The 26,393-nt window shown below is 54.9% G+C and carries 20 protein-coding genes and 1 pseudogene; 8 read left to right on the forward strand and 13 right to left on the reverse strand.

Annotated features, from left to right (window positions below):
• Window positions 1-8 precede the first annotated feature (8 nt).
• From RDK48_RS12600 to RDK48_RS12605, 3 genes and pseudogenes are all read right to left on the reverse strand, one after another.
• Window positions 9-206 (reverse strand): hypothetical protein, encoded by a 198-nt coding sequence (locus RDK48_RS12600; RefSeq protein WP_298995338.1) that lies wholly within the window; start codon window positions 204-206, stop codon window positions 9-11.
• A gap of 165 nt (window positions 207-371) precedes the next feature.
• A pseudogene (locus RDK48_RS15000) lies at window positions 372-476 on the reverse strand (hypothetical protein); the annotation flags it as partial.
• A gap of 326 nt (window positions 477-802) precedes the next feature.
• Complete coding sequence (locus RDK48_RS12605; RefSeq protein WP_298995341.1) at window positions 803-2,680, reverse strand: sigma 54-interacting transcriptional regulator; 1,878 nt, start codon at window positions 2,678-2,680, stop codon at window positions 803-805.
• Between the two features lie 290 nt (window positions 2,681-2,970).
• On the opposite strand from RDK48_RS12605, the gene RDK48_RS12610 reads away from it, so the two are divergent.
• The 4 genes from RDK48_RS12610 (at window position 2,971) to pdxA (ending at window position 7,957) form a co-directional block, all read left to right on the forward strand.
• On the forward strand, window positions 2,971-4,047 hold the full coding sequence (locus tag RDK48_RS12610; RefSeq protein WP_298995344.1) for a PdxA family protein: 1,077 nt from the start codon (window positions 2,971-2,973) through the stop codon (window positions 4,045-4,047).
• 273 nt (window positions 4,048-4,320) lie between these two features.
• Window positions 4,321-5,490, forward strand: a complete 1,170-nt coding sequence (locus RDK48_RS12615; protein ID WP_298995349.1) for an iron-containing alcohol dehydrogenase — start codon at window positions 4,321-4,323, stop codon at window positions 5,488-5,490.
• On the forward strand, window positions 5,490-6,824 hold the full coding sequence (locus RDK48_RS12620; RefSeq protein WP_298995352.1) for a four-carbon acid sugar kinase family protein: 1,335 nt from the start codon (window positions 5,490-5,492) through the stop codon (window positions 6,822-6,824). Before RDK48_RS12615 ends, RDK48_RS12620 begins: the two co-directional genes overlap by 1 nt.
• Window positions 6,825-6,928: 104 nt before the next feature.
• Window positions 6,929-7,957 carry a 4-hydroxythreonine-4-phosphate dehydrogenase PdxA gene (pdxA, locus tag RDK48_RS12625; protein ID WP_298995355.1) on the forward strand — a complete coding sequence of 343 codons (1,029 nt, stop codon included), beginning with the start codon at window positions 6,929-6,931 and terminating at the stop codon, window positions 7,955-7,957.
• 122 nt (window positions 7,958-8,079) lie between these two features.
• Here the strand turns inward: pdxA and RDK48_RS12630 are convergent, their stop codons facing one another.
• The 9 genes from RDK48_RS12630 to RDK48_RS12670 form a co-directional block, all read right to left on the reverse strand.
• Window positions 8,080-8,676 (reverse strand): hypothetical protein, encoded by a 597-nt coding sequence (locus RDK48_RS12630; RefSeq protein WP_298995358.1) that lies wholly within the window; start codon window positions 8,674-8,676, stop codon window positions 8,080-8,082.
• A 142-nt stretch (window positions 8,677-8,818) separates the two neighbouring features.
• Complete coding sequence (locus RDK48_RS12635) at window positions 8,819-9,784, reverse strand: ABC transporter ATP-binding protein (protein ID WP_298995361.1); 966 nt, start codon at window positions 9,782-9,784, stop codon at window positions 8,819-8,821.
• Window positions 9,781-10,797, reverse strand: a complete 1,017-nt coding sequence (locus RDK48_RS12640) for an ABC transporter ATP-binding protein (protein ID WP_298995364.1) — start codon at window positions 10,795-10,797, stop codon at window positions 9,781-9,783. The genes RDK48_RS12635 and RDK48_RS12640 overlap by 4 nt, the downstream gene beginning before the upstream one ends.
• A gap of 64 nt (window positions 10,798-10,861) precedes the next feature.
• Window positions 10,862-11,719, reverse strand: a complete 858-nt coding sequence (locus tag RDK48_RS12645; RefSeq protein ID WP_298995368.1) for an ABC transporter permease — start codon at window positions 11,717-11,719, stop codon at window positions 10,862-10,864.
• A 54-nt stretch (window positions 11,720-11,773) separates the two neighbouring features.
• Window positions 11,774-12,703 (reverse strand): ABC transporter permease, encoded by a 930-nt coding sequence (locus RDK48_RS12650; RefSeq protein WP_298995370.1) that lies wholly within the window; start codon window positions 12,701-12,703, stop codon window positions 11,774-11,776.
• Between the two features lie 54 nt (window positions 12,704-12,757).
• The gene (locus RDK48_RS12655; protein WP_298995372.1) at window positions 12,758-14,278 is read right to left on the reverse strand and encodes an ABC transporter substrate-binding protein; all 1,521 of its coding nucleotides are present in this window, start codon (window positions 14,276-14,278) and stop codon (window positions 12,758-12,760) included.
• 47 nt (window positions 14,279-14,325) lie between these two features.
• Entirely contained in the window at window positions 14,326-15,663 is a 1,338-nt protein-coding gene (locus RDK48_RS12660; protein WP_298995375.1) for a lactate racemase domain-containing protein, read from the reverse strand.
• A 12-nt stretch (window positions 15,664-15,675) separates the two neighbouring features.
• The gene (locus tag RDK48_RS12665; protein ID WP_298995378.1) at window positions 15,676-16,641 is read right to left on the reverse strand and encodes a phosphoglycerate dehydrogenase; all 966 of its coding nucleotides are present in this window, start codon (window positions 16,639-16,641) and stop codon (window positions 15,676-15,678) included.
• An 8-nt stretch (window positions 16,642-16,649) separates the two neighbouring features.
• Window positions 16,650-17,537 (reverse strand): dihydrodipicolinate synthase family protein, encoded by an 888-nt coding sequence (locus tag RDK48_RS12670; RefSeq protein WP_298995381.1) that lies wholly within the window; start codon window positions 17,535-17,537, stop codon window positions 16,650-16,652.
• 869 nt (window positions 17,538-18,406) lie between these two features.
• Between RDK48_RS12670 and RDK48_RS12675 the strand changes: the two genes are divergently transcribed.
• Together RDK48_RS12675 and RDK48_RS12680 are read left to right on the forward strand one after the other, a co-directional pair.
• The gene (locus tag RDK48_RS12675) at window positions 18,407-19,315 is read left to right on the forward strand and encodes an acyl-CoA dehydratase activase (RefSeq protein ID WP_298995384.1); all 909 of its coding nucleotides are present in this window, start codon (window positions 18,407-18,409) and stop codon (window positions 19,313-19,315) included.
• Window positions 19,316-19,346: 31 nt separating this feature from the next.
• A complete protein-coding gene (locus RDK48_RS12680) occupies window positions 19,347-20,486 on the forward strand; it encodes a double-cubane-cluster-containing anaerobic reductase (RefSeq protein WP_298995389.1) in 1,140 nt (379 codons plus the stop codon).
• A 110-nt stretch (window positions 20,487-20,596) separates the two neighbouring features.
• Here the strand turns inward: RDK48_RS12680 and RDK48_RS12685 are convergent, their stop codons facing one another.
• Window positions 20,597-21,796, reverse strand: coding sequence for a GGDEF domain-containing protein (locus RDK48_RS12685; protein ID WP_298995392.1), 1,200 nt, complete (start codon window positions 21,794-21,796; stop codon window positions 20,597-20,599).
• Between the two features lie 583 nt (window positions 21,797-22,379).
• On the opposite strand from RDK48_RS12685, the gene RDK48_RS12690 reads away from it, so the two are divergent.
• Together RDK48_RS12690 and RDK48_RS12695 are read left to right on the forward strand one after the other, a co-directional pair.
• Window positions 22,380-24,854, forward strand: coding sequence for a glycyl radical protein (locus RDK48_RS12690; protein ID WP_298995396.1), 2,475 nt, complete (start codon window positions 22,380-22,382; stop codon window positions 24,852-24,854).
• Between the two features lie 303 nt (window positions 24,855-25,157).
• A complete protein-coding gene (locus RDK48_RS12695; RefSeq protein WP_298995399.1) occupies window positions 25,158-26,054 on the forward strand; it encodes a glycyl-radical enzyme activating protein in 897 nt (298 codons plus the stop codon).
• Window positions 26,055-26,393 lie beyond the last annotated feature (339 nt).

The following is a 26,393-nucleotide window of genomic DNA, read 5'->3' on the forward strand; positions in this document are numbered from 1 at the left end:
TGGACGCTTCACGCGCGGGTGCGCAACGAAAGGTTTTCTTCCTGGTACATCCTTTCTATCCGCTTGTGGTTCTGCACCAGCCCTTCCCCGGCGCAATAACTCATGCGGGCGCAGAGAACCGAAGTGCCACCAATCTTTTGCCCGTTCCAGCATCCGCGTCCGTAAAAGAAGATCACGATCTTCAGATAGTAGTCGTCTGGCTGCATAGCGCCTGAACTGGCTCACTCGGCAAGCCAACCGTTCTGTGTAGCCATGTTCAGTCTGAATGTGATGCTTGGCTTCTCTGTTGGCTGCGGGCTTCAATGGTTTTTTGAGATCACCTCCTTCAGGATCTCGATATTAAGAGCCTGCTCGCCAACAATTCGTTTCAGTCAGGCCTTCTTTTCTCCCAACGGGCGTAACGGCTTGGCATCAGAGATATTCATTCCACCGAATTTGCTGCGCCATTTGTAAAAGGTCGCACCAGAGATACCACTCTGACTGCAATATCGGCAGCGGAAACTCCAGCCTCAGCTTACTGCAGTATCCCAATAAGCTGCTCATCAGTGAAGTTGCTACGTTTCATTATTGTGCTCGTGTGTCAGGAACACTAATTTCTCAAGGGCATGCTTTTCAGAAAAGGTATCCGGCGCGATGCGATTATGTATGGTGGCAAGTATGAGGATGATATTTTAATGGCCATGCTGGAAGACGAATGGAAGCAGATGGCCATGCCTTGTATGCAGCCCCGTGCATGGTGCCCGGCATCTGTTCAGCGTACCTCTTCAGCGCGTGCCTTGGTTGTGGTTCGCCATAAAGCTGCCTAGTCCTTCCTCACGGGGCAGCGCGCCAGCCAGCGTTTGACCGTGTTTCTGTCCACATCAAGTTTCTGCGCCGCGCGCGCGATTTTTCCGTCACACTGATCAATGACCATATGGATGTAATTGCCGATGACCGTATCCAGGCGGCCATCGCCTTCTGCCAACGCGATTTCATCGCCGCTTCGCGCTGGTTGCGCAGCAATAGCTTCGCAGGAAATTTCGCCCCGCAGGATGATGAATTTTTCCGCCAGATTTTCAAGTTCGCGCACATTGCCCGGCCATGAATATGCAGAAAGCCAGCGCAGGAGGTCTTTGCCCGCTTTGGGAGCTGCTGTTCCGTACTGTTTGGCGTATTGCCGCACAAAGTTGTTGAAAAGCAGGGGGATGTCTTCCTGTCTGTCGCGTAGCGGCGGAACTTTAAGGTCAAGCACGTTCAGGCGGTAGTACAAGTCGGCGCGCAGCCTGCCCGCCGCCACCTCTTCGGCTGGGTTGCGGTTGGTCGCTGCAATCACGCGCACGTTAATGGGGATGACCTTGTTGTCGCCTATGCGCATCACTTCTCTGGCCTGCAAAATGCGCAACAGGCGCGTTTGCAGAAAAAAATCCATCTCGGTTATTTCATCAAGAAAGAGCGTTCCCCCGTGTGATAATTCAAACAGCCCCGGCTTGCCGGTGCGCATGGCCCCGGTAAACGCGCCCGGCGCGTAGCCGAACAGCTCGCTTTCCAGTAAATCTTTGGGGATGGCGCCGCAGTTAACAGCCACAAAAGGCCCTTTGGCCAGGGTGCTCGCATTGTGGATGCTTTGCGCAAAAAGTTCTTTGCCCGTGCCGGTTTCGCCCTGAATAATGATGCTACAGGTGGCAGCGGCGTATTGCCGGGCCTTGGCAATGGTTTGCTGCATGGCCGCACTGGCGTGAATAATGTCTGAAAAGGTATACTTGGCAATAAATCCGCTTTCACGCAGCTTCTGACGCACACTGTTTTCTTTTTGCAGAATGTGTTCAACGCGCTGAAAAAGCAGAACAATAGAATTAGCTTCCAGGTAAGGCGGGCTTATCACCGTATCCACGGCAAAGTCAGTGCCGTTGACCGACACAATGCTGGTGGTCAGTTTTGTGCCCGAACGTATGGCTGCGGAAAGTTCTTCTGAAGTGAAGATGCTGTGCACGGAGGTATTCAGCAGTTCCTCGCGCTCTTTTTGCAACAGCAAACAGCCCTGCTGGTTCACTTCTTCAATAAAACCTTCCGTGTTGACAAGCAGCGCGCCTTCCTGCGCGCAGTTGAGTACGACAGTAAGCTTGTTGGCTGCGGCAATATGTTTGTTAAGGTTGTTACGCACCAGAATGGCCTGTTCGCAGGCGTCAACGATGGAATCGCGGTTGGATTCAACAAGATGTATCTTGATATCCTTGCTGCTGGCCCAGCGAACGGAGATAGTGTCGCCAACCACAACATCCGGTTTCCAGGCCAGCACTTGATCCATGATCAAGCCAGCCACGCCAGGGTTGGAAATCTCAAATTCCTGATATTCCCTGTGCAGGATGTCGCATATTGGTCTGCATATTTTGATGAAGGGCGAAAATCCCACAAATGCAATGCGTGTTTTTTCTGTAGTATTGTTATATATATAGTCAAAAACACTGTATGATGACGGTCTGACGCTGATGACCTCTATGTTCAGCGTGTTGCCGATGTGCAGGGCTGTGCCGCCACGGCTGACAATTATTTTTGCACCTTCCTGCAAAGCCTTCTGGGTCTGTTGCACGCCTGTTTCCATATCGCCAAGCAGCACGGTAATGGGATATTTTTCTTCCTCAACCACGCGGCATACGGAATCAAAAAGTTTTTTATTCGGTGCAATAAAGGCGATGGTGTTCATGCTGCTGCCTGAATGGTTGAAGGGCATGCGGGCCTGTGCGGTGCGATGGCGGGAACGGCTGGGCCCATTCTATGCGGAGGCCAATGTTTATTGTTGCCTATCGCATTTTGCACCAGCGCGCAAAGGCAAAATGCATCTGTTGGTGGCGTATTAAAAAATCAATTTTGATAAAATCGTTAAAGTTAAGCGTATTATGGCGTGGCGCAATCCTTGCTTGCCCAGAGCAAATTCAATTTGCGTGCCGCAGGCCCAGCACTTATGAGCGGCGGCAAATCGCAAGGCGGTGCCAGATGGCTCATATGCAATACAGGGTGGTTATGGGCTTCACCATGGGGGAGCCTCAGGGTATTGGCCCGTTGCTCGTCATGAGATCCCTGAACAATTCCGGTCTGTTTCAGGTGGTTCAGCCCGTTGTTTTTGGTGATGAGGCCACCTTGCGCCGGGCGGCAGGGCAGGCAGGTATAGGCCAGGAGCAACTGGTGTGTATCAGTCCCGGCGACTTGCCTTGGCAAAGTCGCCTGCCCACAGATAGATGTATTCTGCTGGTGCAGACGGATTCCCCCGGCCTGGAAATGACGGAACAAGGGCAGCCCTCGGCGGCGGGGGGCAGGGCTGCCTTTAACGCTGTGCGCAAAGCTTTTGAGCTTGCCGCTTCAGGACATCTTGACGCTCTGGTTACAGCCCCCCTCAATGGTATTTCTCTGGGTATGGCGGGATATCCGCAGCGGTTTCACACGAGCATGCTGGCCGAGTTCTTTGCCGAGCACCAGCACTGTACCCTGTCCACAGACGGCGACCTGCGGGTTGTTTTTGTCAGCACCCACATTCCCCTTGGCGAGGCGGCGGCGCGGATCACCGAAGATCGGGTTTTGTCCGTCATCTGCATGGGGGCTGCAACCTGCCGCAGGTTTGGCATTGTGCACCCGCGCATCGGCGTTGCCGGGTTCAATCCTCACGCGGGCGAGGGGGGCGTTTTGGGGCAGGAAGAAAAAACAGCCATAATCCCCGCTATTGCACGGGCCGTGGCTGAAGGGCTGGACGCAAGGGGGCCGTTTGCACCGGATGTTATTTTTGCCAAGGCCTGCTCCGGAGCTTTTGATCTGGTGGTGGCCATGTACCATGATCAGGGGCAGATACCGCTCAAAATGAAAAACTGCTCCTGCGCGCGTTCCGGCTCATGGTGCGGTGCACCGGGCATCAATGTGACCCTGGGCCTGCCCTTTGTGCGCACCTCCGTGGAGTTTCCTTCGGTGTTTGACACGGCGGATCAGGCTGACGCGCTGCACGCCGCCATGCGCAAGGCCATTGAATATGCCGCGCTTCTTGCCGCCTCCCCATTACAGAAATACCGCAATGGTCTGTGGTGATGTGGAGCAGGCCGGGGACGCCTTGCAGGGTTAAATGCCGCACCAACAGCATCTGGCTCCATTGAATCGCTGGTATAATTTGCATGAATAATGGTGCAAAATATATCCCTGCAATTTTGAGATGCTGACTTCAGAATAGTTATTTTTTATTATTATATTAAATAAATTATGATGTTATGATGTGTTTCCTGTGGTGGCACCGTTCTTGCTCAATCGGGCTGTCAGCCGACGTTCATCGGCTGAAACCATCAAAGCCATTCACAGGAGATGCACATGACTCCTTTCAAATGTTTACTGCCATCAACCATTGTTTACGGCCCCGGCAAGGCCAATGAGCTGGGTGCCCTTCTGGCCGGGGAACATATCCTCTTTATCAGCGACAAGGGCGTGCAAGGGGCTGGAGTTGCGGATAGCGTGCTGGCTGCCTGCCGCGAGGGCGCTGCTTCATTTTCAGAATATTGGGATGTGCCCCCGGAACCGACCGAGGAGCAGGTAGAGGTAGTTGCAGCGGCTGTGGACAGACCCGGCCTCAGTGTCATTGTGGCTATGGGCGGCGGTAGCGTCATGGATATGGCCAAGTTTGTCTCGGTCATGGTTCAGGGCGGCCCTTCAATGGTGGATATGTTTGAAGGGCGGCTGCCTGCCGGCAAGCAGGTGAAGCTGGTCATGATCCCCACCACGGCGGGCACCGGCTCCGAAGCCACGCCCAACTCCATCGCCTTACGCCCCGCGTTGAACCTCAAGGTTGGCGTGGTGTGTCCGTACTTCATGCCTGACTATGTGGTGCTAGACCCGGAACTGCTCTGCGGCCTGCCGCCCCATATTACCGCCGCCACCGGGCTGGATGCCCTGTGCCATGCGCTCGAGTGCTTTGTGTCCAACAAGGCCAATCCCATCAGCGACATGTTCGCTCTTGAATCCATGCGGCTGACGTTCAAAAGCCTGCAAAAGGCCTATGAAAACGGCAAAGATATTGAGGCGCGCGGCGATACGCTGCTGGCCGCCTTCTACGGCGGGGTGTGCATAGCGTCCTCTGGCACAAATGCTGTGCATGCCTTGTCATATCCGCTTGGGGGGCGCTACCGTATTCCCCACGGTGTTTCAAACGCCATTCTGCTTGCCCCCGCCTTTGCCTACAATATGGACGCCTGCATGGCAAAGCTGGCTCAGGTAGCAGAGCTTGCCGCCGCCTCGCGCGGCGAGAGCCTTGCGGGAAAGAGCGAACAGCAGCGGGCGCAATATCTGGTGGACTTTCTGGCCGCGCTGACCCGCAACCTGAAAATTCCGGCCTCGCTTGAAGAACTGGGCATTCCGGCCTCTGATCTGGATTGGCTTGTGGATGCCGCCTTTGAAGTAAAGCGCCTTTTGAACAATAATCCCAAGCCGTTGGGAAAAACTGACATCCGCACCATTTACACAAGCATTCTGACGAGGAAGTGCTGATGTTCCTACTGGTCGCGGACGACCTTACCGGCGGCAATGACGCCGGAATCCAGTTTGCCAAGCGCGGCGTGGATACGTGGATAGTTCTGGATGCCGGGCATGCGGGTCTTGAGGCCGTGCTTGCCCGGCCCAAACTCCCGGCTATGCTTGCCTTGAACGCCAACACCAGGAACCTCCCGGCAGTTGATGCGGCGGCTCGGATGACGAAGATTGCGTCGCATCTGGCAAAGGATGTCCGCACCGCGCACCCCGAGATGGTGTATAAAAAAATAGACAGCACACTGCGCGGCAACCTTGGGGCAGAAATAGACGCACTCATGGATGGCTATGGTTTTGCAACGGCCTTTTTGTCCCCGGCATTCATTGAATGCGGTCGCACAGTGGTGGACGGGCATCTGCTTGTGGACGGCGCGCCCGTGCACAAGACCTCATTTGCCAACGACCCCATCACTCCGGTGCGGCAATCTTCCATAGCCGAAGTTGTGCGAGAAACCTGCGGGCGAAGCGTGGGCTGCGTGCCACTTTCTGTCATGGAACACGGCGAGGGATTTATTACCGCCTATGTGGCTGATTTGCAGAATGCCGGTCATGAAATCATCGTTTTTGACGCTGTAAATGCCGCACACCTGGATGCCCTGGTGGCGGCGGGGCAAAAGCTTGAGTTTCCTCCGCTGTACATCGGCTCTGCCGGGCTGGCCAGCGCCCTGGCAAACGCCCTGACCAGCGCCCTTACTGATGCCCAAACGGGCATTGAGCCCGGCGCATCATCCAGCAGCCAGTCCCCGGCAGATACACACGCACCGGTTGTGGAACCGGTTGACCGCGTGTTTTTCATCTGCGGCAGCGCGCATGAGGCAACCAGAAAACAGATCACGCATCTTGTTGGCAACGGCGTGCAATTGATCCGTCTTGTCGATGCCGGAACAGAAGCCGTGGAAATCGCGGTTGCGGATACCCTTCTGGCCCTTGAAAGCGGCAATGCCGTTCTCAGCACACCTGAAAAAAAAGCCGGGGGAGCAGATTCCACTGCGGCAAGCGGCATCCAACTGAGCAATGCCGTGGGGCTGGCGGCTGTGACTGTGCTTGAAAAACTGGCGGAATCTCCGCAGACAACGGCGCTGGTAATGACCGGCGGGGAAACGGCCTTTGCCGTGCTGCAAAAAATTTGTTCAGGGCTTGCCCTTTCACGCGAGATATCGCCCGGTGTTGCTCTGGGAACGATCGTTGGTGGGTATTGCGATGGTTTTCAGGTGGTTACCAAGGCTGGAGGCTTTGGTGAAGATCAGACCCTTGTGGATATTCTGCGCCTGTTCCGGCCAAAAAACTGCCGATAGCCGCACAGTGCCGACCTATGTTCTTTCAGGGGTGGGATTGCGCTGTTGCATGCCTGCAACGCACCGCATTTTAAAGTGACATGTTCTTAAGAGAGGAATGCATCATGAACAACGCGCGTCCCATCGTGGGCATCAGTGTGGGCGACCCCGGCGGCATCGGGCCGGAAGTAACGGTGAAGGCCCTGGCCTCGCCCAAGGTGTTTGAGCAGTGCCGCCCCCTGGTCATTGGCGATGCTTCTGTGGTGCGTGACGCCCTGCGCTTTACTGGCCTGAATCTTTCCGTCAACGCGGTTGCTTCGCCAGAGCAGGGAATCTACAAGCCCGGCGTTGTGGATGTGCTGGACATGGGCAACATGCCCATTGATCAGGTGCGTTACGGCGTGGTTACCCCACAGCAGGGCAAGGCTTCTTTTGAATACATAGCAAAGAACATTGAACTTGCCATGACCTGTCACATAGATGCCACAGTAACCGGGCCAATCAACAAGGCCGCCATCAATGAGGCGGGCTATCACTATGCCGGGCACACGGAAATTTATGCGGAAATGACAGGCACGCGCGACTACGCCATGATGCTCGCTGAAGGGAATTTTCGCGTTGCGCATGTGTCCACGCATGTTTCTTTGCGGGAAGCCTGCGACAGGGTAAAGCGCGAGCGTGTACTGCGGGTTACCGAGCTTTCGTACGATGCCTTGCTCAAGCTGGGCATTGCCAGCCCGCGTATTGGCGTGGCGGGGCTTAACCCCCACTGCGGCGAAGGGGGGCTTTTTGGCACTGAGGATGAGCGCGAAATCAAGCCTGCCATTGCCGATGCCGTTGCAAAGGGCATGAACGTTACCGGGCCTGTGCCGCCAGATACCGTATTTTCAAAAATGGCGGGCGGCATGTTTGATCTGGTGGTGGTCATGTACCACGATCAGGGGCACATCCCCATCAAGCTGAAAGGCTTTACGTATGATGAAAAAAACGGGCAGTGGGGCGCAGTGGCTGGGGTAAACATTACCCTTGGCCTGCCCATTGTGCGCGTGAGCGTCGACCACGGCACCGCCTTTGAGATCGCGGGGCAGGGCAAGGCAAACCCCGATTCCATGCTGGATTCCATTGAGCTTGCCGCCTGGCTTGCCAAGGCCTGATCTGGTCTGAATTTATCTTATTGCATGGGCGTTGCATGAACGCCAAACAATAGCAGGGGCTGCTTCTTTCAGAGGCGGCCCCTGCTGCGTTTCAAATATGCTTTTGGGATATTGGTATGGGCTTAAACCTGTTTGAGGCGTTGGGCCAGAAAGGCTGCCACGGCGTCATACGTTTCGGCGTCCGGCATGTGCAGGCGCAGCATGTGCCAGAATGAGCGCCGCAGAATAATCACGCGCATGGACGGAATTTCCTGAAAACGGTCAACGTTGTGCCAGGGCAGCAGCTTGCTCTTGGTGCGCACGCGAGTAACCGCGCCAGTAACAGGAAAAGGCTTGCAGCGCAGCGAAACGCCGCGTTTGCCTTCGTCATGCCCCCGGCTGCCTTCGTGATAAATGCCAGCAGCATCCATGCGGTAAACAGCATAGTAGCGGTTGCCGAAGAATACAAAGGACAGCAGGACAAAGCCAAGCATGATGCCAACCAGCAGCATGCCGCCGATGTTAAAGGCGGCGGCCACCTCATGCATGGTGATGAAGCCGTCAGAGAGCCACGCGCCGGAGCACAGGCTGAAAATGGCAATAAATGCGCCAAAACAGGCAAACTGAAAGAGTTCTGTCAGCAGAAAGGGGTTGGTTGCCATGGGGACAACGCTCTCCCATCGCAATGTGCCGGTTGCATCCCTTTGCGTCAGCACGGAACTGAGGCCTTGCGTACTCACTGGGCATTCTCCTGCACGTATGGCGTATTCATTATGGGACTGTACAGACAAGGCATTGCCCGCGCAACAGGCTGGATGCTGCGCGGGCAATGCGGGCAGGCCATGGTCTCTGCCGGCGGAGTTAATGGACCGCAGAGTTCGTTTACCGGCTGATTGGGCCGGGATGATGGCATGCCAGAAAATGCCCGGGGCTGTATTCTTTCAGTTCCGGCTCTTCTGTCTTGCAGTGATCCTGCCGGGAAGGGCAGCGTCCGTAAAAGCGGCAGCCCGCGGGCGGATTGATGGGGCTAGGTACATCGCCTTCAAGAATGATGCGGCCCTTACGCGAAATATTCACCTTGGGAATGGGGATGGCCGACAGCAAGGCCTGCGTATACGGGTGCTGCGGGTTGGAAAACATTTCAATCCTGTCTGCGAGTTCAATGATCTTGCCAAGATACATGACGGCAATACGGTTTGAAATGTGGCGCACAACGCTGAGGTCGTGGGTGATGAAAAGGTAGGTGTACTGGTACTCTTCTTTGAGATCCTGCATCAAGTTCAGAATCTGCGCCTGAATGCAGACATCCAGCGCGGAAACCGGCTCGTCCATGACGATAAATTCCGGATTAAGCGCAAGAGCGCGGGCCATGCCGATACGCTGGCGGCGGCCGCCGTCCAGCTCGTGGGGAAATGATGTGGCAAGGCGCTGGGCAAGGCCCACCGTATCCATGAGTTTTTTTACATGGGCCGCGGTTTCACGCTCGCTGGAATACACCTTGTGAATCCGCAGGGGTTCAGAAATAAGCTGCTCGATCGAAAGGCGAGGGTTCAGTGAAGAATAGGGATCCTGAAACACCATCTGGGCACGGCGGCGAAAGCCGCGCAGGCCCTTTTTGTCAAAGGTCGTGATGTCTTCGCCGTTGAAAAGCACCTGGCCTTCCGTGGCTTCAAGCAGGCGAATGATCACACGCCCGAGCGTGGATTTGCCGCAACCGGATTCGCCCACAAGGCCGAGGGTTTCGCCCTTGGCGATTGTAAGGTTTACATCATCAACGGCGTGCAGAAAGCCCTTGGCCGTCTTGAAGTATTTTTTCAGGTTTCGCGTTTCCAAAAACATCTGGCTCATGGCTGCACCGCCTCTGTCCCTGCATCGTCCTGAATAATTTTGCTGCCAGCCTTGAAGCAGGCCACAAAATGCCCTGGCGTGAATTCGCGCATTTCTGGGCTTTGCGCACGGCAGGCGTCATCCGCAAGACAGCATCTGGGGGCAAAGCAGCATCCCTCGGGAAGATTCGTGGGATCCGGGGGCAGGCCGGGGATGGTATGCAGGCGCTTCATTTCCTTGGTCAGGTCGGGAATGGAACTGAACAGGCCCTGCGTATACGGGTGCAGCGGGCAGTCGTACAGTGCCGCCGCATCGGCCTTTTCCACAATGCGCCCCGCGTACATGATGGCAACGCTGTCGCAGATTTCGGCTACAACGCCGATGTCGTGGCTGATAAGAATCATGGCGGATTCAAACTTCTGCTTGAGGTCGCGCATGAGTTCCAGCACCTGGGCCTGGATGGTTACGTCAAGGGCTGTTGTGGGTTCATCGGCAATGAGCAGGGCAGGGTTGCAGGCCAGCGCAATGGCAATGACCACGCGCTGCTTCATGCCGCCGCTGAACTGGTGCGGATAATCCGGGCCGCGTTCTGGGCGGATGCCCACCAGCGCAAGCATTTCCCTGGCGCGCTCAATGGCCTCTTTTTCCGAAACATCCTGGTGCAGCAGCACCATTTCGGCAATCTGATCCTGCACGGTCATGACAGGATTGAGCGAAGTCATGGGATCTTGAAAAATCATGGCAATTTTGCCGCCCCTGACGTGCCTTTTTTCTTCTTCCGACATGGCAAGAATGTTGTTGCCTTCAAAAAGAATTTCACCATCGGTTATTTCGCCTGGCGGCATGTCGATAAGCTGCATTACGGCCAGCGCGCTGGTGGTTTTTCCCGCGCCGGTTTCTCCCACAAGGCCCAGGGCTTCGCCCTTTGTCAGCGAAAGGTTCAGGCCTTCCACGGCCTTGACCAGCCCTGTATCTGTATGGAAGCGAACCCGCAGGTTTCTGATATCCAAGAGTGGTTCGTGCTGTGTTTTCATGAAAATCCTTTTCCGCGTGAAACCCTACAGTGTCAGACAGCCGCAATTGCCGAGGGGTGAGCCGTCAGCGCTTCATCTTCGGGTCCATGGCGTCGCGCAGGCCGTCGCCAAGGAAGTTGAGCGCCAGAATGGTGATCATGATGGCCAGACCGGGCGAAATGGTCATGTAGGCGTAGTCGCGCACATAGCCACGCGCGGCGGAGAGCATGCCGCCCCATTCGGGCGTGGGCGGCTGAATGCCCAGGCCCAGAAAGCTCAGCGCGGCAGCGGCCAATATGGCCCCGGCAACGCGCAGGGTGGCCTGAACGATAATGGGGGCGCTGCAATTGGGCAGGATATGCCGGGCGATGATCCATGCGTCGGAAGCGCCCATGCAATGTGCCGCCTCAATAAATTCCTGCCCCACGATGGAAAGTACCGCCCCGCGCACCACACGGGCAAAACTGGGGATGTTGGCAATGCCCACGGCTATGGTCAGGTTCAGGAGGCCAGGTCCAAGCGCCGCGGCAATGGTCACGGCCAGCAGAATCTGCGGAATGGACAGCAGGATGTCCATAAAGCGCATGATGATGTCGTCCACCTTGCCGCCGTAGTAGCCTGCAATGGCCCCAAGCACGCCGCCCACGCACATGGAGAGCCACACGGCAAACAGACCCACCTGAAGGGAAATGCGCGCGCCGTATATCAGGCGGCTGAGTATGTCGCGGCCAAAGTCGTCCGTGCCCAGCCAGTATTTGGCGCAGGGCGGTTCAAAGGCATCAGAGAGGTTTTGCGCCGCGTAGTCATAGGGGGCGATCCAGGGGGCGAATGCGGCCACAATGACAAGCAGCAGCATGATAACAAGCCCGAAAACGGCCAGCCGGTTGCGGCACAGCCGCACAAGCGTGAGGTACAGATTGCTGTTTTTGCGGATCAGAGCCATGGGCGTTCCTTGTGATTGATCTGTCGTTGAAAATGAACATCCGCCCGGCGTGCGTCAGCGGTATCGCGTGCGCAGGCGCGGATCAACCCATGCGTAAAGCATATCAACCAGCAGGTTGATGAATACGTATGAAATGGCAATGTAGACCACAGCGCCCTGCACAATGGGGTAGTCGCGCGCCTTGATGGCATCCACCGCCAGACGCCCCACACCCGGAATGGAAAACACCGATTCCGTGAGGATGGAACCGCCCAGCAAAAAGCCGAACTGAATGCCCACAATAGTAATAATGGGGATAAGGGCGTTTTTCAGCGCATGCCGCAGAATAACAATGCTTTCTTTCTGTCCCTTGGCGCGGGCTGTGCGCACGTAATCCGAATGGATGACCTCAAGCATGCTTGAACGCGTCATGCGTGTGATGATGGCCATGGAATTGGCCGCAAGCGTAATCCACGGGAGTATTTTTTCACTGAACGTGGTGAAACCGGATGAAGGCAGCCATCGTAACCGTACAGAAAACCAGAGTATGAGCAGAATGCCAAGGTAGAAGAGCGGTACGGAAATGCCCAGCATGGCAAAAATCATGCAGACGTTATCAAAAATGGAATATTGTTTTATGGCGCAGATGATGCCAAAGCCAAGGCCAAGGGCCGTGGCGATGATGATGGCGCCGATGGAAAGGTCGATGGTGATGGGAAAGGCATTGTTCAGTTCGCCGGTCACAGGGCGGCGGGTCATGTATGACCTGCCCATGTCCTGATGAACCACGGCATTGTACACAAAGAGGCCGTACCGGGTGATGAAGGGGCGATCAAGACCGTATTCGTGCCGCCATTCCATGAGGGCTTCTTCTGTGGCGTCTTCGCCCAGCGCCAGCCGTGCCGGGTCGCCTGGGGTGATGTAGAGCAGCGAAAAGATGATGAACGTAACGCCCAGCCCCACAGGAATGATGGCCAGCAGTCTTTTGCACAGATATCTTATCATGATCGATCCTCCTCCCCTCCGCCTGCAAGAGGCGGAGGGGACACGGGGAATGCATTATTCAAAATAGGCTTTGCCCAGGTAGTTCAGGATGCTCGGCGAATGGTCAATACCTTTAAGTCCCTTGGTCTGCGCGTAAAGGTTCAGCGGCTGCACCATGGAAATCCAGGGCAGTTCCTCGTTGATGCGGTCCCAGGCCTTCTGGTAGACGGCGGCGCGTTCCGGGCCGTCAGGCAGGGAAGCACCCGCGTCAAGGGAGGCGTCAACAACGGCGTCCTTGAAATAGTGGCGGTTGGTCTGCCCGATGGCAGAGGAGTGGAACGGAGGCGTCATGAGGAAAAAAGGATCCATGGCGGGCGCGCCGCCCCACCAGTTGTTCAGGAAGGGCTCATGGCCCTGCTTGCGGATAACATCGAGGAAGGTGCCCCATTCAAACACTTCAATGGACATATCAATGCCGACTTCCTTGAAGTTGGCCTGAAGAATGGTGGCGATATTCGTGTAGTCCGTGCGGTCGGAAATAAGCAGTTTGCCCTTGAAGCCATTGGGGAAACCGGCTTCCTTCAGTAATTCCTTGGCCTTGGCGGGATCTTTTTTGATGGGGGCGGTTTCGTTGTATTTGTTGTACTTGATGGCGCTGGTGACGGGGCCGCGCGCAGGTTCCGCATTGCCGCGGAACACGATCTTGACGATGCCCGCGCGGTCAACGGCCAGATTCATGGCCTGACGAACCTTGAGGTTGTCGTAAGGGGGATGGGTGACATCAAGGCCGATGTAGTACAGGCGGCAGGAAGGAACGGAAACAACCTCAAGCTTGGCGTTGTCCTTGATGCGGCTGATGTCGTTGGGCGCGGGGTCCATGATCATATCCACTGCGCCGCTTTCCAGCTCGATGGTGCGGCTCGAAGCTTCAACGATGGTGCGGTACACAAGGTTCTTGAGCTTTGCTTTTTCACCATGATAGGCGTCAAAGCGTTCAAGCTGAACCCGGTCGCCGATAACCCAGTTTTTGAAAGCAAAGCGGCCTGTACCCACGGGGTTTTGCCCGTAGTCCTTGCCTGCGCTTTCCACAGCCTTTTTGTTCATGATGGAAGCCCAGGGATGGCAGAGCGACACAACAAAGGTATCGCCCATGGGCTGGGAAGCCTTCATGATAACTGTGTTGTCGTCCACTTTTTCCACGTCGGCCACATACATGGACAGAGCTTTGACCGCCACGCCAGCAGGGCTTAAAGCGCGTTTAAAGGTGAACACCACGTCGTCTGCGGTCATGGTTTCACCATTGTGGAATTTAACACCTTTCTTTAAGTGGAACTTGTAGGAAACCTTGTCCGGCAAGGCCTCCCATTTTTCAGCCAGCATGGGAACAAGGTTGTTGTCCTTGTCCATGGTGACCAGCGTTTCATAAATCTGCATGTCGATGTTTTGCGAGCCAGCGTCTGATGTGGCCTGCGGATCAAGGGTCTTGGGGGTCTGGGTTACGCCCACGGTGAGGGTGTCGCCCTTGGCGAAAGCCTGACCAAATCCAAGGAGGAGACAAATGACGCTAATTCCTAACACTTTCATGTAGTTATGCATACGTTCTCCTGAATGAAGACAAAGGGGGAAGAAAAAACCTCAACAAACTACTGCGCGTGGCCTGATTGCGGCTTTTGGGGCCACTGATCCAGCAAGGTTCCCTGCGCGTCAAAGCGCATGGGGGCCGGTTCCGTAAGAATGTTTATACCCGGCCTGTTTTGCAGCTCGGGCAGCATGGCCTCTGAAACATAGAGATATTCCAGATGCAGCGTATTGGGGATGCGGATGATCTTGAGCGCATCCGGGTGGTGCGATTCGCACGTTTTCACCGCAGCTTGAATGGCGCTTTTGTCGTCCGGCATGGCAAGGGGCAGGGATGCCGCAATAAGCACCCCGGATGTGAGGGAGTTGGTATACACGGCCTCACGGCTGAAGCGGTTGAAGAGGCGGTCGGTGATAACATCCGCCCGCGCAACGCCTGTTGCGTTGCCTTCGCTTTTGTCCGTCACATCCAGAACCACAATGCGCGAAACGTCCGGGCCGCCGCTGATAGCCTTGGTTGACGGACGGCCTGTAATGTTGGGATCCATGCCGCTGCCCGAAAATTCCTTGCCCACGTAGTCCACAATCAGCACATCAAGAGGGCCGGAAGCAAGGGGCGCATCCTGAGGACCGAGCGGAAGCCGGGGCATGTTGCGCATGGCCTCGGCAAGGTATTCGCGTTCTTTTTCGACCATGCCTTCGCAGGGCAGAACCACAACCTTTGAAAGGCGGTCATATGCGTTTTCAAGAACGCCAATACCGAACAGAACCTTGCAGGTAGCCAACTTTACGCGCGCCATTTCAACAATAAAACGGCCCATGTAGCAGAAGCCCCAGGCGTGGCAGTTGTCCGCGCCAGATTGTTTGCCAAGGCCAATGGCGAGCATTTTTATCAGGCCGCTTTCGTTGGGAGCGCGAAAGGCGCTGTGCGGCTTGATGCGGTTAAACAGCACTATGCCGTCGGCTTCGTAAGCCAGTTTGTCTATGCGTACGGACATGCCGTTTTCAAGCACGCCCACTTCCACGGTTTCCATGCTGGAGCAAATAGGGCAGCCTGCGGTTTCTTCTGTCACGCCAAGGTGGCGCAACACGGCAATCTGGCCTTCTGCCGTGGCCCCGCCATGGCTTCCCATGGCGGGGACAATAAACGGTTGAACGCCCCTCTCGTGCAATTCGTCCACAATGGCCCGCACCAGTTGTGGCAGGCTGGCAATGCCACGGCTGCCAACCGTGAGCGCCACGCGCATGCCTTTTTTCAGGCCGGAAAGATGGGGCGACGCAGCCAGCGCTTCGTGCACGGCATGGGCAGGATCGTCCACGTCAACAGCGCTGAACGTCTGACGAGCAAGAGCCATGCGCGGGATTTCCACATGTTCAACGAGCTTGGCATACTTGGGGCGCATAGGTTTTCCTGATTATGCAAATACTTCCGGGTTCAGCACTCTGGAGGGGTGTTCCCCTGCCAGAAGGGACGCAATGTCCGTAACGTTCATCATGCCCACACGGGCCACGGATTCTTTGGTGTCCGCACCGGAGTGGGGGGTGAACACAACCCTGTCGCTTTTGAAAATGGGGTGTGATCTGTCCGGCGGCTCGCTGGTGTAGGCGTCAATGACCGCACCGGCAATTTTTCCATTTTCAATGGCTGCGGCCAGCGCGTCCATGTCCAGAATCTCGCCGCGCGCATAGTTCATGACGCAGGCGCTTTGTTTCATCATCGCTATCTGCTGCGCGCCGATGAGGTGGGCGTTGTCCTTGCCGCCAAACACGTGCAGGGAAATATAGTCCGCCTCGGCCAGCAGGGTGTCCATATCGGTAAGTTCAATGCCGTGTTCCTGCGCAAAAGCCGTGTCGGGGTAGAGGTCGGAAGCCAGCACTCGCATGCCCAGGGCTCTGGCCTTGCGTGCCAGCACCTTGCCAATGTTGCCAAGCCCCACCACGCCAAGGGTTTTTTCATCAATTTCTGTGCCCACAATGCGCTGCCAGCCGCCTTCAACCATGGTTCTGTGCATCATGGGGATGCGGCGGGCAAAACTGAGCATACCGCCAATGGCAAGCTCTGCCACAGCGTTGGAATTGGCTCCGGGAGCGTTCAGCACGGGAATTTTGCGCGTGGTGGCGGCGGGGATGTCGATATTGTCCACGCCGACGCCGTGCTTGAGAATGGCCTTGAGCTTGGGCAATTTGTCCATGAGCTCGGCAGTGGCGGGAATAAGGCCCACCACCAGAAAGTCCGCGTCTGCTGCAAAATCCAGTACCCCGCCGAGCGGGCGGCTCGTGTCCACGCAGCGGTGCAGCTTCCAGCCTTTTTCTTCAATAAAGGAAGGAACCTTGCCCACTGTGGCAAAACCGGGAGAAGTCGTGACGATAACAGTGCTCATATGCGCCCTTACCCGATGATATTGTGTTTGATAAGCAGGGCTTTGATTTTAGCGTCCAGCTCAGGCGTAGGAATGAGCGCGGGCTGGCGGCTTGCGCCAACGCTCTTGTCCATAAGGTAGAGCGAGCGCTTGACCATGGCCGGGGCGTAACCCAGAGCGTAAAGATCGGTGCGGAAAGCGGTGAAGATTTCCTGCTGTGCCACGGAGGCGGCGATGTCGCCCTTTTCGTATTCTTTGCAAATGCCGTTGACCACATGGGGCATCACGTTGCCGAGGCCGGAAATGCAGCCCTTGGCGCCTTGGGTGAGGCCGTAGTGGATGAGGGAATCCGGCCCGGTGAACACGTCAAAATCATCGCGGCCACGGGCGATGGCGAGGTATTCATCAAGGGTTTTCTGGCTGCCGCCGCTGTCCTTGATGCCGTGAATGTTGGGGTGATCCGCAAGCTTAGCGGCGGTTTCCGGCTCAATATGGTTCTGCGTTCTCGCAGGGATGTCGTAAAGGTAGGTGGGCTTTTGCATGGCGTCCGCAACGCGCGAGAAATGGCCGAAAAGACCATCCTGGGTGCAGCCGATGAAGTAGGGCGTGATGATAGCCAGGGCGTCCACGCCCAGAGAGACAAATTCCTTGCCCAGAAGGATGGTTTCGTAGGTAGAAGGGCAGCCAGCGTTGACAAATACCTTTACCTTGCCCTGCACTTCGTCAAGAACTTCCGCACACAGCTTGATTTTTTCAGGAAAGGTCAGGCTGGTGAAGTCGCCGTTGGTGCCGTTGACGAGGAGGTTGTTGCCCGCGTCAATCTGCCTGCGCACCTGGCGGCGTACAGCCGCGTAGTCGATTTCTTCCTGTTCGTTAAAGCACGTTACCATTGCCACAAAGGGGAGAAGTTCTTTCATAACGGCACTCAATTGTTTGATAATTCAGGTGAAATTAAGCCCTGTTCCTTGGTGCGGGGATATTCCCGCGTGTACGTCAAGCCGACGCCGGTCGGCAAAAAGACACGTTCATGAGCGAGTTGATCTGGTATCAATAGCTAAAAATCTCGCAGCATGTTAGCTTAAAGCAAAGTTTGAGCCAATAGTTTAACATGTCAAAATATAAAGATAATACTGGAGTTGTCTTGCCCTCTGCTGATGCGTTTTGCCCACATGTGTGGTGTAAAAAACTTCAGATAATTCTTCTTGTGCACGAATCGAATTTTTCATCAGCGCGGTGCTACCGTTACGGCCTGAGACCCCACTGAATACCTTGATTGCAGCATTCTAAAGCAGACAGTGGTGCAATTACTCAATGCCGTGTGCATCCCTATCGACAAGCTGATGCCCTTACGCTAACTTGATATACAACTTTAGGCCGAATCATGTCGGCGGCATCTGCAACAGCAAGGTATCCTGTGTTTTTTTATAGCGCTTGTCGTGTCCTGCCTGTCTTTAAGGGCGGCGGGTCATGACAGCATCAGCGCCTTCAGGTTGGAGGCCCTCATTCGAGGTGGCGTGTCCGCGCCCGCCTGTTTCCCCTTCCCATAGCCTAGGCAGGAAGCGGGGGCTTTTTTATTGCCTGCCGTACTCCTGCTCTTGTTCCATATCTCCCCACGTTTCCCCATGTAGCAGTTTAGTTGCCGAAGCTTTCCATTGTATTGACCGTCTTGCAGCACTGCGCTGCTGGCGCTTTTGTCATATTGCCCGCTCCACAGCCTTGCGCTGTGCGGCGGGTTTTGTTTTGCGTTTTTGTACCGCAGCAATGGGTACGATCAGGAGTATGCGCTATGTATGTAGCTGGAATTGATGTGGGTTCTGTGGCTGCAAAGGCCGTTGTGCTTGAGCTGCTGCCCAACGGCGGCTCGCAGATTGCCGGGCGGGCAGTGCTGCCCACAGGCTGGAATACCGCCGAGGCGGGCGAATTTGCGCTCAACAATGCCTGCGAGGCTGCCGCAATGGCGCGCAACGACCTGAGGCATGTCACTGCCACGGGTTACGGGCGCATTGCCCTGCCTTTTGCAGACAAAACGGTTACGGAGATCAGTTGCCACGCACGGGGCGCTGCGCATCTTTTTCCCCGCGTGGGGCTTGTGCTCGATATCGGCGGGCAGGATAGCAAGGTAATAAGCCTGGATATCCCGCGTGAATCGGAAGCGGCCAATCTGGATGCGGGCAGTCTGGATGCAGCTGGCGGCACGGCCAGTTTGGGCGTGCTCAAATCCGCCAGCAAGCCGGGCGCAGTGCGCGATTTTTTGATGAACGACAAGTGCGCGGCAGGCACCGGACGTTTTTTGCAGGTGCTCTCGGGTATTTTGAACATGCCGTTGGACGAGCTGGGCAAGGCAGCCGCCACTGGCAAGCCTGTGGCCATCTCAAGCATGTGCGCTGTGTTTGCAGAAACAGAGATTGTGGGCCTGCTGGCCCGCAGCACGCCGCCGCAAGATATAGCAGCAGGGGTGTTCCGCGCCATTGCCCGCAGAATGTGCGCCCTTGCCCGGCGCATCCCCATGCAGGGGGAATGCGTATTTACTGGCGGTCTGGCAACCAGCCCCGCCTTTGCCGCCATACTTTCAGACGAATTCGGCCTGCCCGTTCAGGTGCCGCACGACCCGCAGACTGTGGGTGCGCTGGGGGCGGCCCTGATTGCCGCAGATTTGTGCGCGAAAAAAGACCGCGCTCTCAATACACAGCGATAACCTCAATAACCTCGCAAGGAAGGAAAGCATCATGAAGTGTGCCAGCTTTGACCGCATTATTACCGCTTTTGAAAAAAACGCTCTGGCAGTGCAGGAGGCCAAGAGGGAAGGTAAAAAAGTTGTGGGCCAGTACTGCCTGTACAGCCCTTCTGAAATAGCGGTGGCCGCAGGGGCCATTCCGGTTTCCTTGTGCGGCACCCGCAACGATTCCATCCCTGCGGCAGAAGAAATGCTGCCCCGCGCCCTTTGTCCGCTCATCAAGAGCAGCTTCGGCTTTGCGCTTAAAGACAGTTGCCCCTACCTGAGCGCGGCAGATGTGGTTGTGGCCGACACCACCTGTGACGGCAAAAAGAAAATGTACGAGCTGCTTGCAGCCTACAAACCCGTTTTTCTGCTGCAACTGCCCCAGGTGCAGAATGATGACGCCCTTGCATACTGGCGGCATCAGTTTGAGCTGCTCATCGCCTATCTGGAAAAAGAATTTGGCGTATCCATCACAGAGCAGAAACTGCGCGACGCCATCAAGCTCATGAACCGCGAACGCATGGCCCTCAAGGCAGTTATGGATCTGGCAAAGCGCAAACCCTCGCCCATTACGGGCATGGAGCTGCTGGAAATCGGGTTCAAAACGTCCTTCTTCCCCGACAAGGAAAAAGGCATCTCCATGATGCTGGAACTGGCGGACGATCTGGGCAAAATGGCCGATGCGGGGCAGACAGGCGTTGCCGCGAGCGCGCCGCGCATACTGCTGACGGGCGTTCCTGTGGGCATGGGGTCGCACAAGGTTGTGCGCCTGATTGAAGAATGTGGCGGCAGCGTGGTCTGCCTTGATAACTGCTCCGGCTACAAGAAAACCCGCGTGATGATGGATGAGCAGGGCGACCCGCTGACCGAGATGGCCCGCCGTTATCTGGATGTGCCCTGTGCCGTCATGTCGCCCAATCCGCGCCGCTACGAGGCCATCCGTGAACTGGCGGCAGATTTCGCGGTGGATGCTGTGCTTGATCTGACATGGCAGGGCTGCCAGACTTATGCGGTGGAATCGTCCTCTCTCAAGAAATTTGTTCAGGATTCCTTGCAGTTGCCCTTCCTGCAAATCGAAACAGACTACTCTGAAACGGATACGGAACAGCTCAAGGTTCGCATAGAAGCGTTTATTGAAATGCTGTAGAAGCTGCGGCTACTCTCGCCAGCGTCAGGCGGCCGCGCTGCTCCCGAATGTAATTACGGGGCAGGGTAGGCCGCCTGATTTCTTTTGCGGGTGCGCATGCGCTTGGGGTCTCAGATTATGGTCTTGGCAGACTCAGCTTCTCTTTTTGCGCACTTGTAATGGTACATCCTAACGTCTGCCCGCGAAATGGTGTCGTCAATGCTGTCATCCTGCTCCGGGTCAAATTGCGCAATGCCGTACGAAAAGCACAGGCAGAAGTTTCCAATGGTAACTTGTCGTGCCTCCACGCAAATTTCAGCAACCTTTTTTTCTGTTGCGTCCAGGCTGGCGTTGAACAGTAATGTAACAAATTCATCACCGCCAATGCGGTATGTTGAGCCCTGAGTCCTGAAATTTTTCATAAGAAGCTGGGCAAGGGCCCTGATGTGTTCATCGCCAGCCGAGTGACCAAACTGGTCGTTGATGGCTTTAAGTTTGTTCAGGTCGCACGACACCACGGTTATGTTTTTTTGTTGCTCTGTACCGTGCAGCTTGTGGGTAGCCAGTTCAAAGGCGTTGCGGTTCATTGCGCCTGTGAGCAAATCTGTATATGCGAGCCATTGATAGAGCGGAATGGAAAAGCTGCGAATCAGCACAATGGCCACAAAGCCAACGCCAATGGCAACGCAAATGGAAGCAATGATGTAATACCGCTGGGAGCTTGCGGTATTTTCAGCAAAATATTCTCCGTCAAATTCGATAACAAGAGCGCCAACCGTGACTCCGTTGTTCTTGATCGGTTCGCAAGACGGAATAATCATGCCCCATGATGTATTAAGGATTTCTGTTCCATGAAAAACATCACCATCCAGACATCTGTTCACAGCGGGGAGAATTTCGGCTTCTATGGGCGAACCGCAGGCACGAAAATCTTCTGAATCCCGTGGCAGGCCATCAACAACATATATGGCATTGCCTTCAGAATTGCGCTTTGCCGTGTAGAGATACCTGACGGCGGTTATTTTACGAACATCGTCAAGCTCTTGCTGCACCTCATTGTAAAGGTGCGAATCCTCATCTTTATCATCATAAATTGCAGTGAAGTTTTCTGGCGGTATGCGGTCAAGCAAGAGAGAAAAAATGGCGTCTGACCTCATGGTTGTTATGAGTTTTAAATCAAGATTTCTGTAATAATAGAAAATTGAAGTTATCAACGCCGCAGTTATTATTATGGAAATAACAACGAGAGAGAGTAATTTTAACTCTGCGCGTGAGAAGGTTTTATCAAATTTGTTTCTGTCCGTTGATTCTGTATAGTACTTCTTGAGCATATCAGATTCCCTTGAAATGAATGCGATGATGGCTTCTCAATTTATACGCTACAATAAACTATATTTGATATCAAGCTTCTCAACTTTTTGAAATAATTATCTTATAATAAACAGGATATTGAAGTAAAAAATTTTATGAGTCAAATTGGTCGCGTAAATATAAGTTAATTTAATCTGCAAATATTAATATCGAAAGTGTGGTTGAAGTCATTGTCAGCTCGCATAAGTAACCACGCAGTTACATTTTTTGTCTGGGAGGGATATGCCTGTAGTGGGTGAACGGGCGGTATGCGCAGTACAAGCGATGGCAAAAAGGTGAGATTGTGAAAAAGTGTTTTTTTGCACTGTTGCAAAAAAACACTTTTTTAAATTATATTGTAAATTAAGTATGTTATAAAAAATATGTTGTAAATTTGCAACAATGAGAATTGATGATGGTTTCTGGAATTTTGGAGATATTTTTAAAAAATATAAATATTACATATAGTTAAATATAATGGCACGGATGATGCTCTTATGTGGTCATTGAGATGAATATCACAAGCATCTCGCTTGAACATAATCACCATTCAGGAGTTTCATCATGAGTCAGTGCGGTTGCTGCATGTCCCCCCAGGAAGAACGCGTTGTCAATAAAAGCGTTGACCGTAAAGGGCGCGAGCGCGTTTACGGCATTCTGGAACAGAACCAGTTCAGCCTTCCCCATGTGGACGTTGAGCGCGCCAAGTATTTCACCGAATCCATGCGCGAAACCGAAGGTGAACTGCTGACCCTGCGCTGGGCCAAGGCCCTGAAAAACGTGGCCGAAAAAATCACCGTATACATTACCCCCAACCAGCTTATTGCTGGCCGCGTGGGCAAGTTTGGCCGTTACGGCATTCTGTATCCTGAAATCGACGGCGACTTTTACCGCGAAGTGCTGGCCGACCTTGAGCACCGCGACAAGAGCCCCTTCCAGATTTCGCAGGAAGACATCAAGGTTGTTATGGAAGAGATCGCCCCCTACTGGGAAGGCAAGACCTACCATGAACACCTCAACAAGACCCTGCCTGCCGAAATCCGCAACGTCACCTATGTGGACGAACGCGGCCTCAAGTCCAAGTTCGTGGTAAGCGAAACCTCGTCCTACCGCTCGGCCCTTCAGTGGGTGCCGGACTACGAAAAGGTCATCAAGCGCGGCTTCCTCGATATTCAGAAAGAAGCCCGCGAAAAGCTTGCCACCCTTGATCTGACCAACTCCGTTGATCTGTGGGACAAGAAGCCCTTCCTCGAAGCCATGATCATCGTGTGCGACTCCATCATGATCTGGGCCAAGCGCCACGCCGATCTGGCCCGCGAACTTGCCGCCAAGGAAGGTGACCCCAAGCGCAAGGCCGAGCTGCTCCAGATCGCCGAAACCTGCGATCACGTGCCCGCACACCCTGCCCGCAGCTTCCGCGAAGCCATGCAGTGCCAGTGGTTTGTGCAGATGTTCTCGCGCATTGAGCAGAAGGCCAGCGCCATCATCTCCAATGGCCGTATGGACCAGTACCTGTACCCCCTGTACAAAAAGGACATTGAAGAAGGCATCATCAGCCGCGAAGAAGCCAAGGAACTGCTCGAATGCATGTGGGTGGACATGGCCCAGTTCATCGACCTGTACATCAACCCCACGGGCGTTGAATTTCAGGAAGGCTATGCTCACTGGGAAGCCGTGACCATCGGCGGCCAGACCCCCGATGGCGAAGACGCCACCAACGATCTGACCTACCTGTTCCTTGAATCCAAGCGCGAATTCCCGCTCAACTACCCCGACCTTGCCGCGCGCATCCACTCCCGTTCGCCCGAACGCTTCCTGCGCGAAGTGGCCCTGACCATCAAGGACGGCTCCGGCTTCCCCAAGCTCATCAACGATGAAGAAGTGGTGTTCCTCAACACCATCAAGGGCTGCCCGGTCAACGAAGCTCTGGACTACGCCGTTTCCGGCTGCACCGAAACCCGCATGCCCAACCGCGATACCTATACCTCCGGTTGCGTGTACGTGAACTTTGCCACCGCCCTTGAAATGACCATGTACAATGGCCGCATGCAGCACTACGGCGATGAGGTCGTGGGCCTTGAAACGGGCGAAGCGACCACCTTCAAGAGCTGGGAAGACTTTTACGAAGCCTACAAGGCCCAGCACCTCAACCTGCTGCGCAAGGCCTTCCAGCAGCAGCATGTGGTGGACAAGCTGCGCCCGCAGCACTTTGCCGCGCCGCTTTCTTCCGTGTTGCACAACCTGTGCATGGAAAACCTCATGGATCTGCACTGCGAAAAGATCCCCGGCGGCGTGGATTACTCCTACTTTGAATTCCTGGGCTACGGCACCGTGGTGGACTCCCTTGCCGCCATCAAAAAGCTGGTGTTTGAAGAAAAACGCCTGACCATGAAAGAAGTGGTGGAAGCCTGCAAGGCCGACTTCAAGGGCGCCGAACCCGTGCGCGAAATGCTGCGCAACGCCCCCTGCTACGGCAACAACGATCCCTATGTGGACAGCATTGCCAAGGACGTTGACCGCGTGACCCAGGTGGAAGCCGAAAAGAGCTCCCGCGATCGCGGCGTGCATGTGGACGTACGCTACGTGCCCATCACCTCGCATGTGCCCTTTGGCAAGGTGGTTTCCGCCACGCCCAACGGTCGCCATGCCTGGACTGCGCTTTCCGACGGTTCTTCCGCTTCGCACGGCGCGGACAAGAACGGCCCCACCGCGGTTCTGCTTTCCAACTACCATTCCAAGAACTACGGCATGACCAACCGCGCTTCCCGCCTGCTGAACATCAAGCTGTCGCCCAAGTGCGTTTCCGGCGATGAAGGCACCGAGAAGATCGTGAACCTTATCCGCACCTGGTGCGACCTCAAGCTGTGGCACCTGCAGTTCAACATCGTGAACAGGCAGACCCTGCTCAACGCCCAGAAAGAACCCGACAACTACCGCAGCCTGCTGGTGCGCATTGCAGGGTACAGCGCGTATTTCTGCGATCTTTCCCGCGATCTGCAGAACGACATCATCGACCGCACCGAGCACGCCCAGTTCTAAATATATCGCCGCGAGGGGCTTTTGCCGGACTGCGTCAAGTTTCTTGCCGGATACCAAAGGCCCCTCGCAGCGATACTCTCCAAAACCCTCAAACAAACAGACCGTCAGGGGAGGGGGCAAGTCCCCTCCCGCAAATTTTCAGCGCAGACATCAGCCGTTTAACAGAGTGCAAGCCCGCCATCTGTTCCTGATTTCTGACCGCGTTGACCTTGCCAACGCTCCGGGGGGAGGGGAGCAATCCCTTCCCCTTTTGAATTTACTCAAACGGCGCGCCAGGGCTGGCCGCACACCAAGGATGACCCCATGACTGACGCACAAGTACAAGGTGTTGTTTTTAATATACAGAAGTTCAGCGTGCACGATGGCGAAGGTATCCGTACCCTGGTTTTTCTTAAGGGCTGTCCTCTGCGTTGCCGCTGGTGCAGTAACCCCGAATCGCAGAATCTCCATCCCGAGCATGCCTTCAATCCTTCGCGCTGCCTTACTGCCCAGGTTTGCGGGCGCTGCCTCAATGCCTGTACTTCGGGCGCGCTCAGCCTTGTGGATGGCCTGATCGCGCATGACCGCAGCAAGTGCAGCGAATGCTTTGCCTGTGTGCGCGCCTGCCCCTCGGGCGCGCAGAGCGTATATGGCGAAACCATGTCTGTGCGGCAGGTGCTTGATAAAGTTGAAGAGGACGGCGTTTTTTATCACCGTTCCGGCGGCGGCATGACACTCTCCGGCGGCGAGGCCCTCATGCAGCACGAATTTGCCAATGCTCTGCTGCGCGAGGCCCGCAAACATCACATCAATACCACCATCGAAACCTGCGGCTGCTATCCCTACGAGCATCTGCATGAGGCCTGCAAGCACCTGAACAAGCTGATTTTTGACATAAAGAGCCTTGACCCTGTGCAGCACAAAAAGCATACGGGCGTGGATAATATGCTGATTTTGCGCAATTTTGCACGAGTGTGCGAGGACTTTCCCCAGTTGCCCATACTTGCACGTACCCCGGTGATACCCGGATTCAATGACATTGAAGACGATATCCTGGCTATCCGCGAATCAATTCCCCGGCGTCCCAATATCCAGTACGAACTGTTAGGCTACCACCGTATGGGGCAGCCCAAGTATGGCTACCTTGGCCGCCAGTATGAACTGGAAGGCGCAAAGCTTGATGAAGCAAAGATGGAGCACTTGAGAAAAATTGCTTCTTAGTGCTGAATTTGTTGTATTTTTATGGAATCAAGCGCCAGGACCACAAGGCCCTGGCGTTCTTTTTTTGGGGATGAATATTGGTGGTTGTGTAAAAATGCACAGCCAGCTATTGGGTGTGTGTTTTTTTGCACAGGTTGGTTGCTCTGCTTTTATATAACATACTTATTTTTAATGATAAAATATTGTTTTTTGATTTGTTGCAATTTTGCAACAGGTGGGTGCGTGTGGAGAAGAATGATAAATAATTCTTATTCCTGATTAAAATATATAATTATTTTAAAGTGTTATAAAATTATCTACGTCTCCTTTTGCCATTTGCAATCAGTATGAGGGCAGTGT

The organism is uncultured Desulfovibrio sp., from assembly GCF_902477725.1.
In the GTDB taxonomy this organism is placed as follows: Bacteria; Desulfobacterota; Desulfovibrionia; order Desulfovibrionales; family Desulfovibrionaceae; genus Desulfovibrio.

Coding starts and splice junctions, on each gene's coding strand:
- RDK48_RS12600 (WP_298995338.1), bottom strand. CDS start 206: ATGCAGCCAGACGACTACTATCTGAAGATCGTGATCTTCTTTTACGGA.
- RDK48_RS12605 (WP_298995341.1), bottom strand. CDS start 2,680: ATGAACACCATCGCCTTTATTGCACCGAATAAAAAACTTTTTGATTCC.
- RDK48_RS12610 (WP_298995344.1), top strand. CDS start 2,971: ATGGCTCATATGCAATACAGGGTGGTTATGGGCTTCACCATGGGGGAG.
- RDK48_RS12615 (WP_298995349.1), top strand. CDS start 4,321: ATGACTCCTTTCAAATGTTTACTGCCATCAACCATTGTTTACGGCCCC.
- RDK48_RS12620 (WP_298995352.1), top strand. CDS start 5,490: ATGTTCCTACTGGTCGCGGACGACCTTACCGGCGGCAATGACGCCGGA.
- pdxA (WP_298995355.1), top strand. CDS start 6,929: ATGAACAACGCGCGTCCCATCGTGGGCATCAGTGTGGGCGACCCCGGC.
- RDK48_RS12635 (WP_298995361.1), bottom strand. CDS start 9,784: ATGAGCCAGATGTTTTTGGAAACGCGAAACCTGAAAAAATACTTCAAG.
- RDK48_RS12640 (WP_298995364.1), bottom strand. CDS start 10,797: ATGAAAACACAGCACGAACCACTCTTGGATATCAGAAACCTGCGGGTT.
- RDK48_RS12645 (WP_298995368.1), bottom strand. CDS start 11,719: ATGGCTCTGATCCGCAAAAACAGCAATCTGTACCTCACGCTTGTGCGG.
- RDK48_RS12650 (WP_298995370.1), bottom strand. CDS start 12,703: ATGATAAGATATCTGTGCAAAAGACTGCTGGCCATCATTCCTGTGGGG.
- RDK48_RS12655 (WP_298995372.1), bottom strand. CDS start 14,278: ATGCATAACTACATGAAAGTGTTAGGAATTAGCGTCATTTGTCTCCTC.
- RDK48_RS12660 (WP_298995375.1), bottom strand. CDS start 15,663: ATGCGCCCCAAGTATGCCAAGCTCGTTGAACATGTGGAAATCCCGCGC.
- RDK48_RS12665 (WP_298995378.1), bottom strand. CDS start 16,641: ATGAGCACTGTTATCGTCACGACTTCTCCCGGTTTTGCCACAGTGGGC.
- RDK48_RS12670 (WP_298995381.1), bottom strand. CDS start 17,537: ATGAAAGAACTTCTCCCCTTTGTGGCAATGGTAACGTGCTTTAACGAA.
- RDK48_RS12675 (WP_298995384.1), top strand. CDS start 18,407: ATGTATGTAGCTGGAATTGATGTGGGTTCTGTGGCTGCAAAGGCCGTT.
- RDK48_RS12680 (WP_298995389.1), top strand. CDS start 19,347: ATGAAGTGTGCCAGCTTTGACCGCATTATTACCGCTTTTGAAAAAAAC.
- RDK48_RS12685 (WP_298995392.1), bottom strand. CDS start 21,796: ATGCTCAAGAAGTACTATACAGAATCAACGGACAGAAACAAATTTGAT.
- RDK48_RS12690 (WP_298995396.1), top strand. CDS start 22,380: ATGAGTCAGTGCGGTTGCTGCATGTCCCCCCAGGAAGAACGCGTTGTC.
- RDK48_RS12695 (WP_298995399.1), top strand. CDS start 25,158: ATGACTGACGCACAAGTACAAGGTGTTGTTTTTAATATACAGAAGTTC.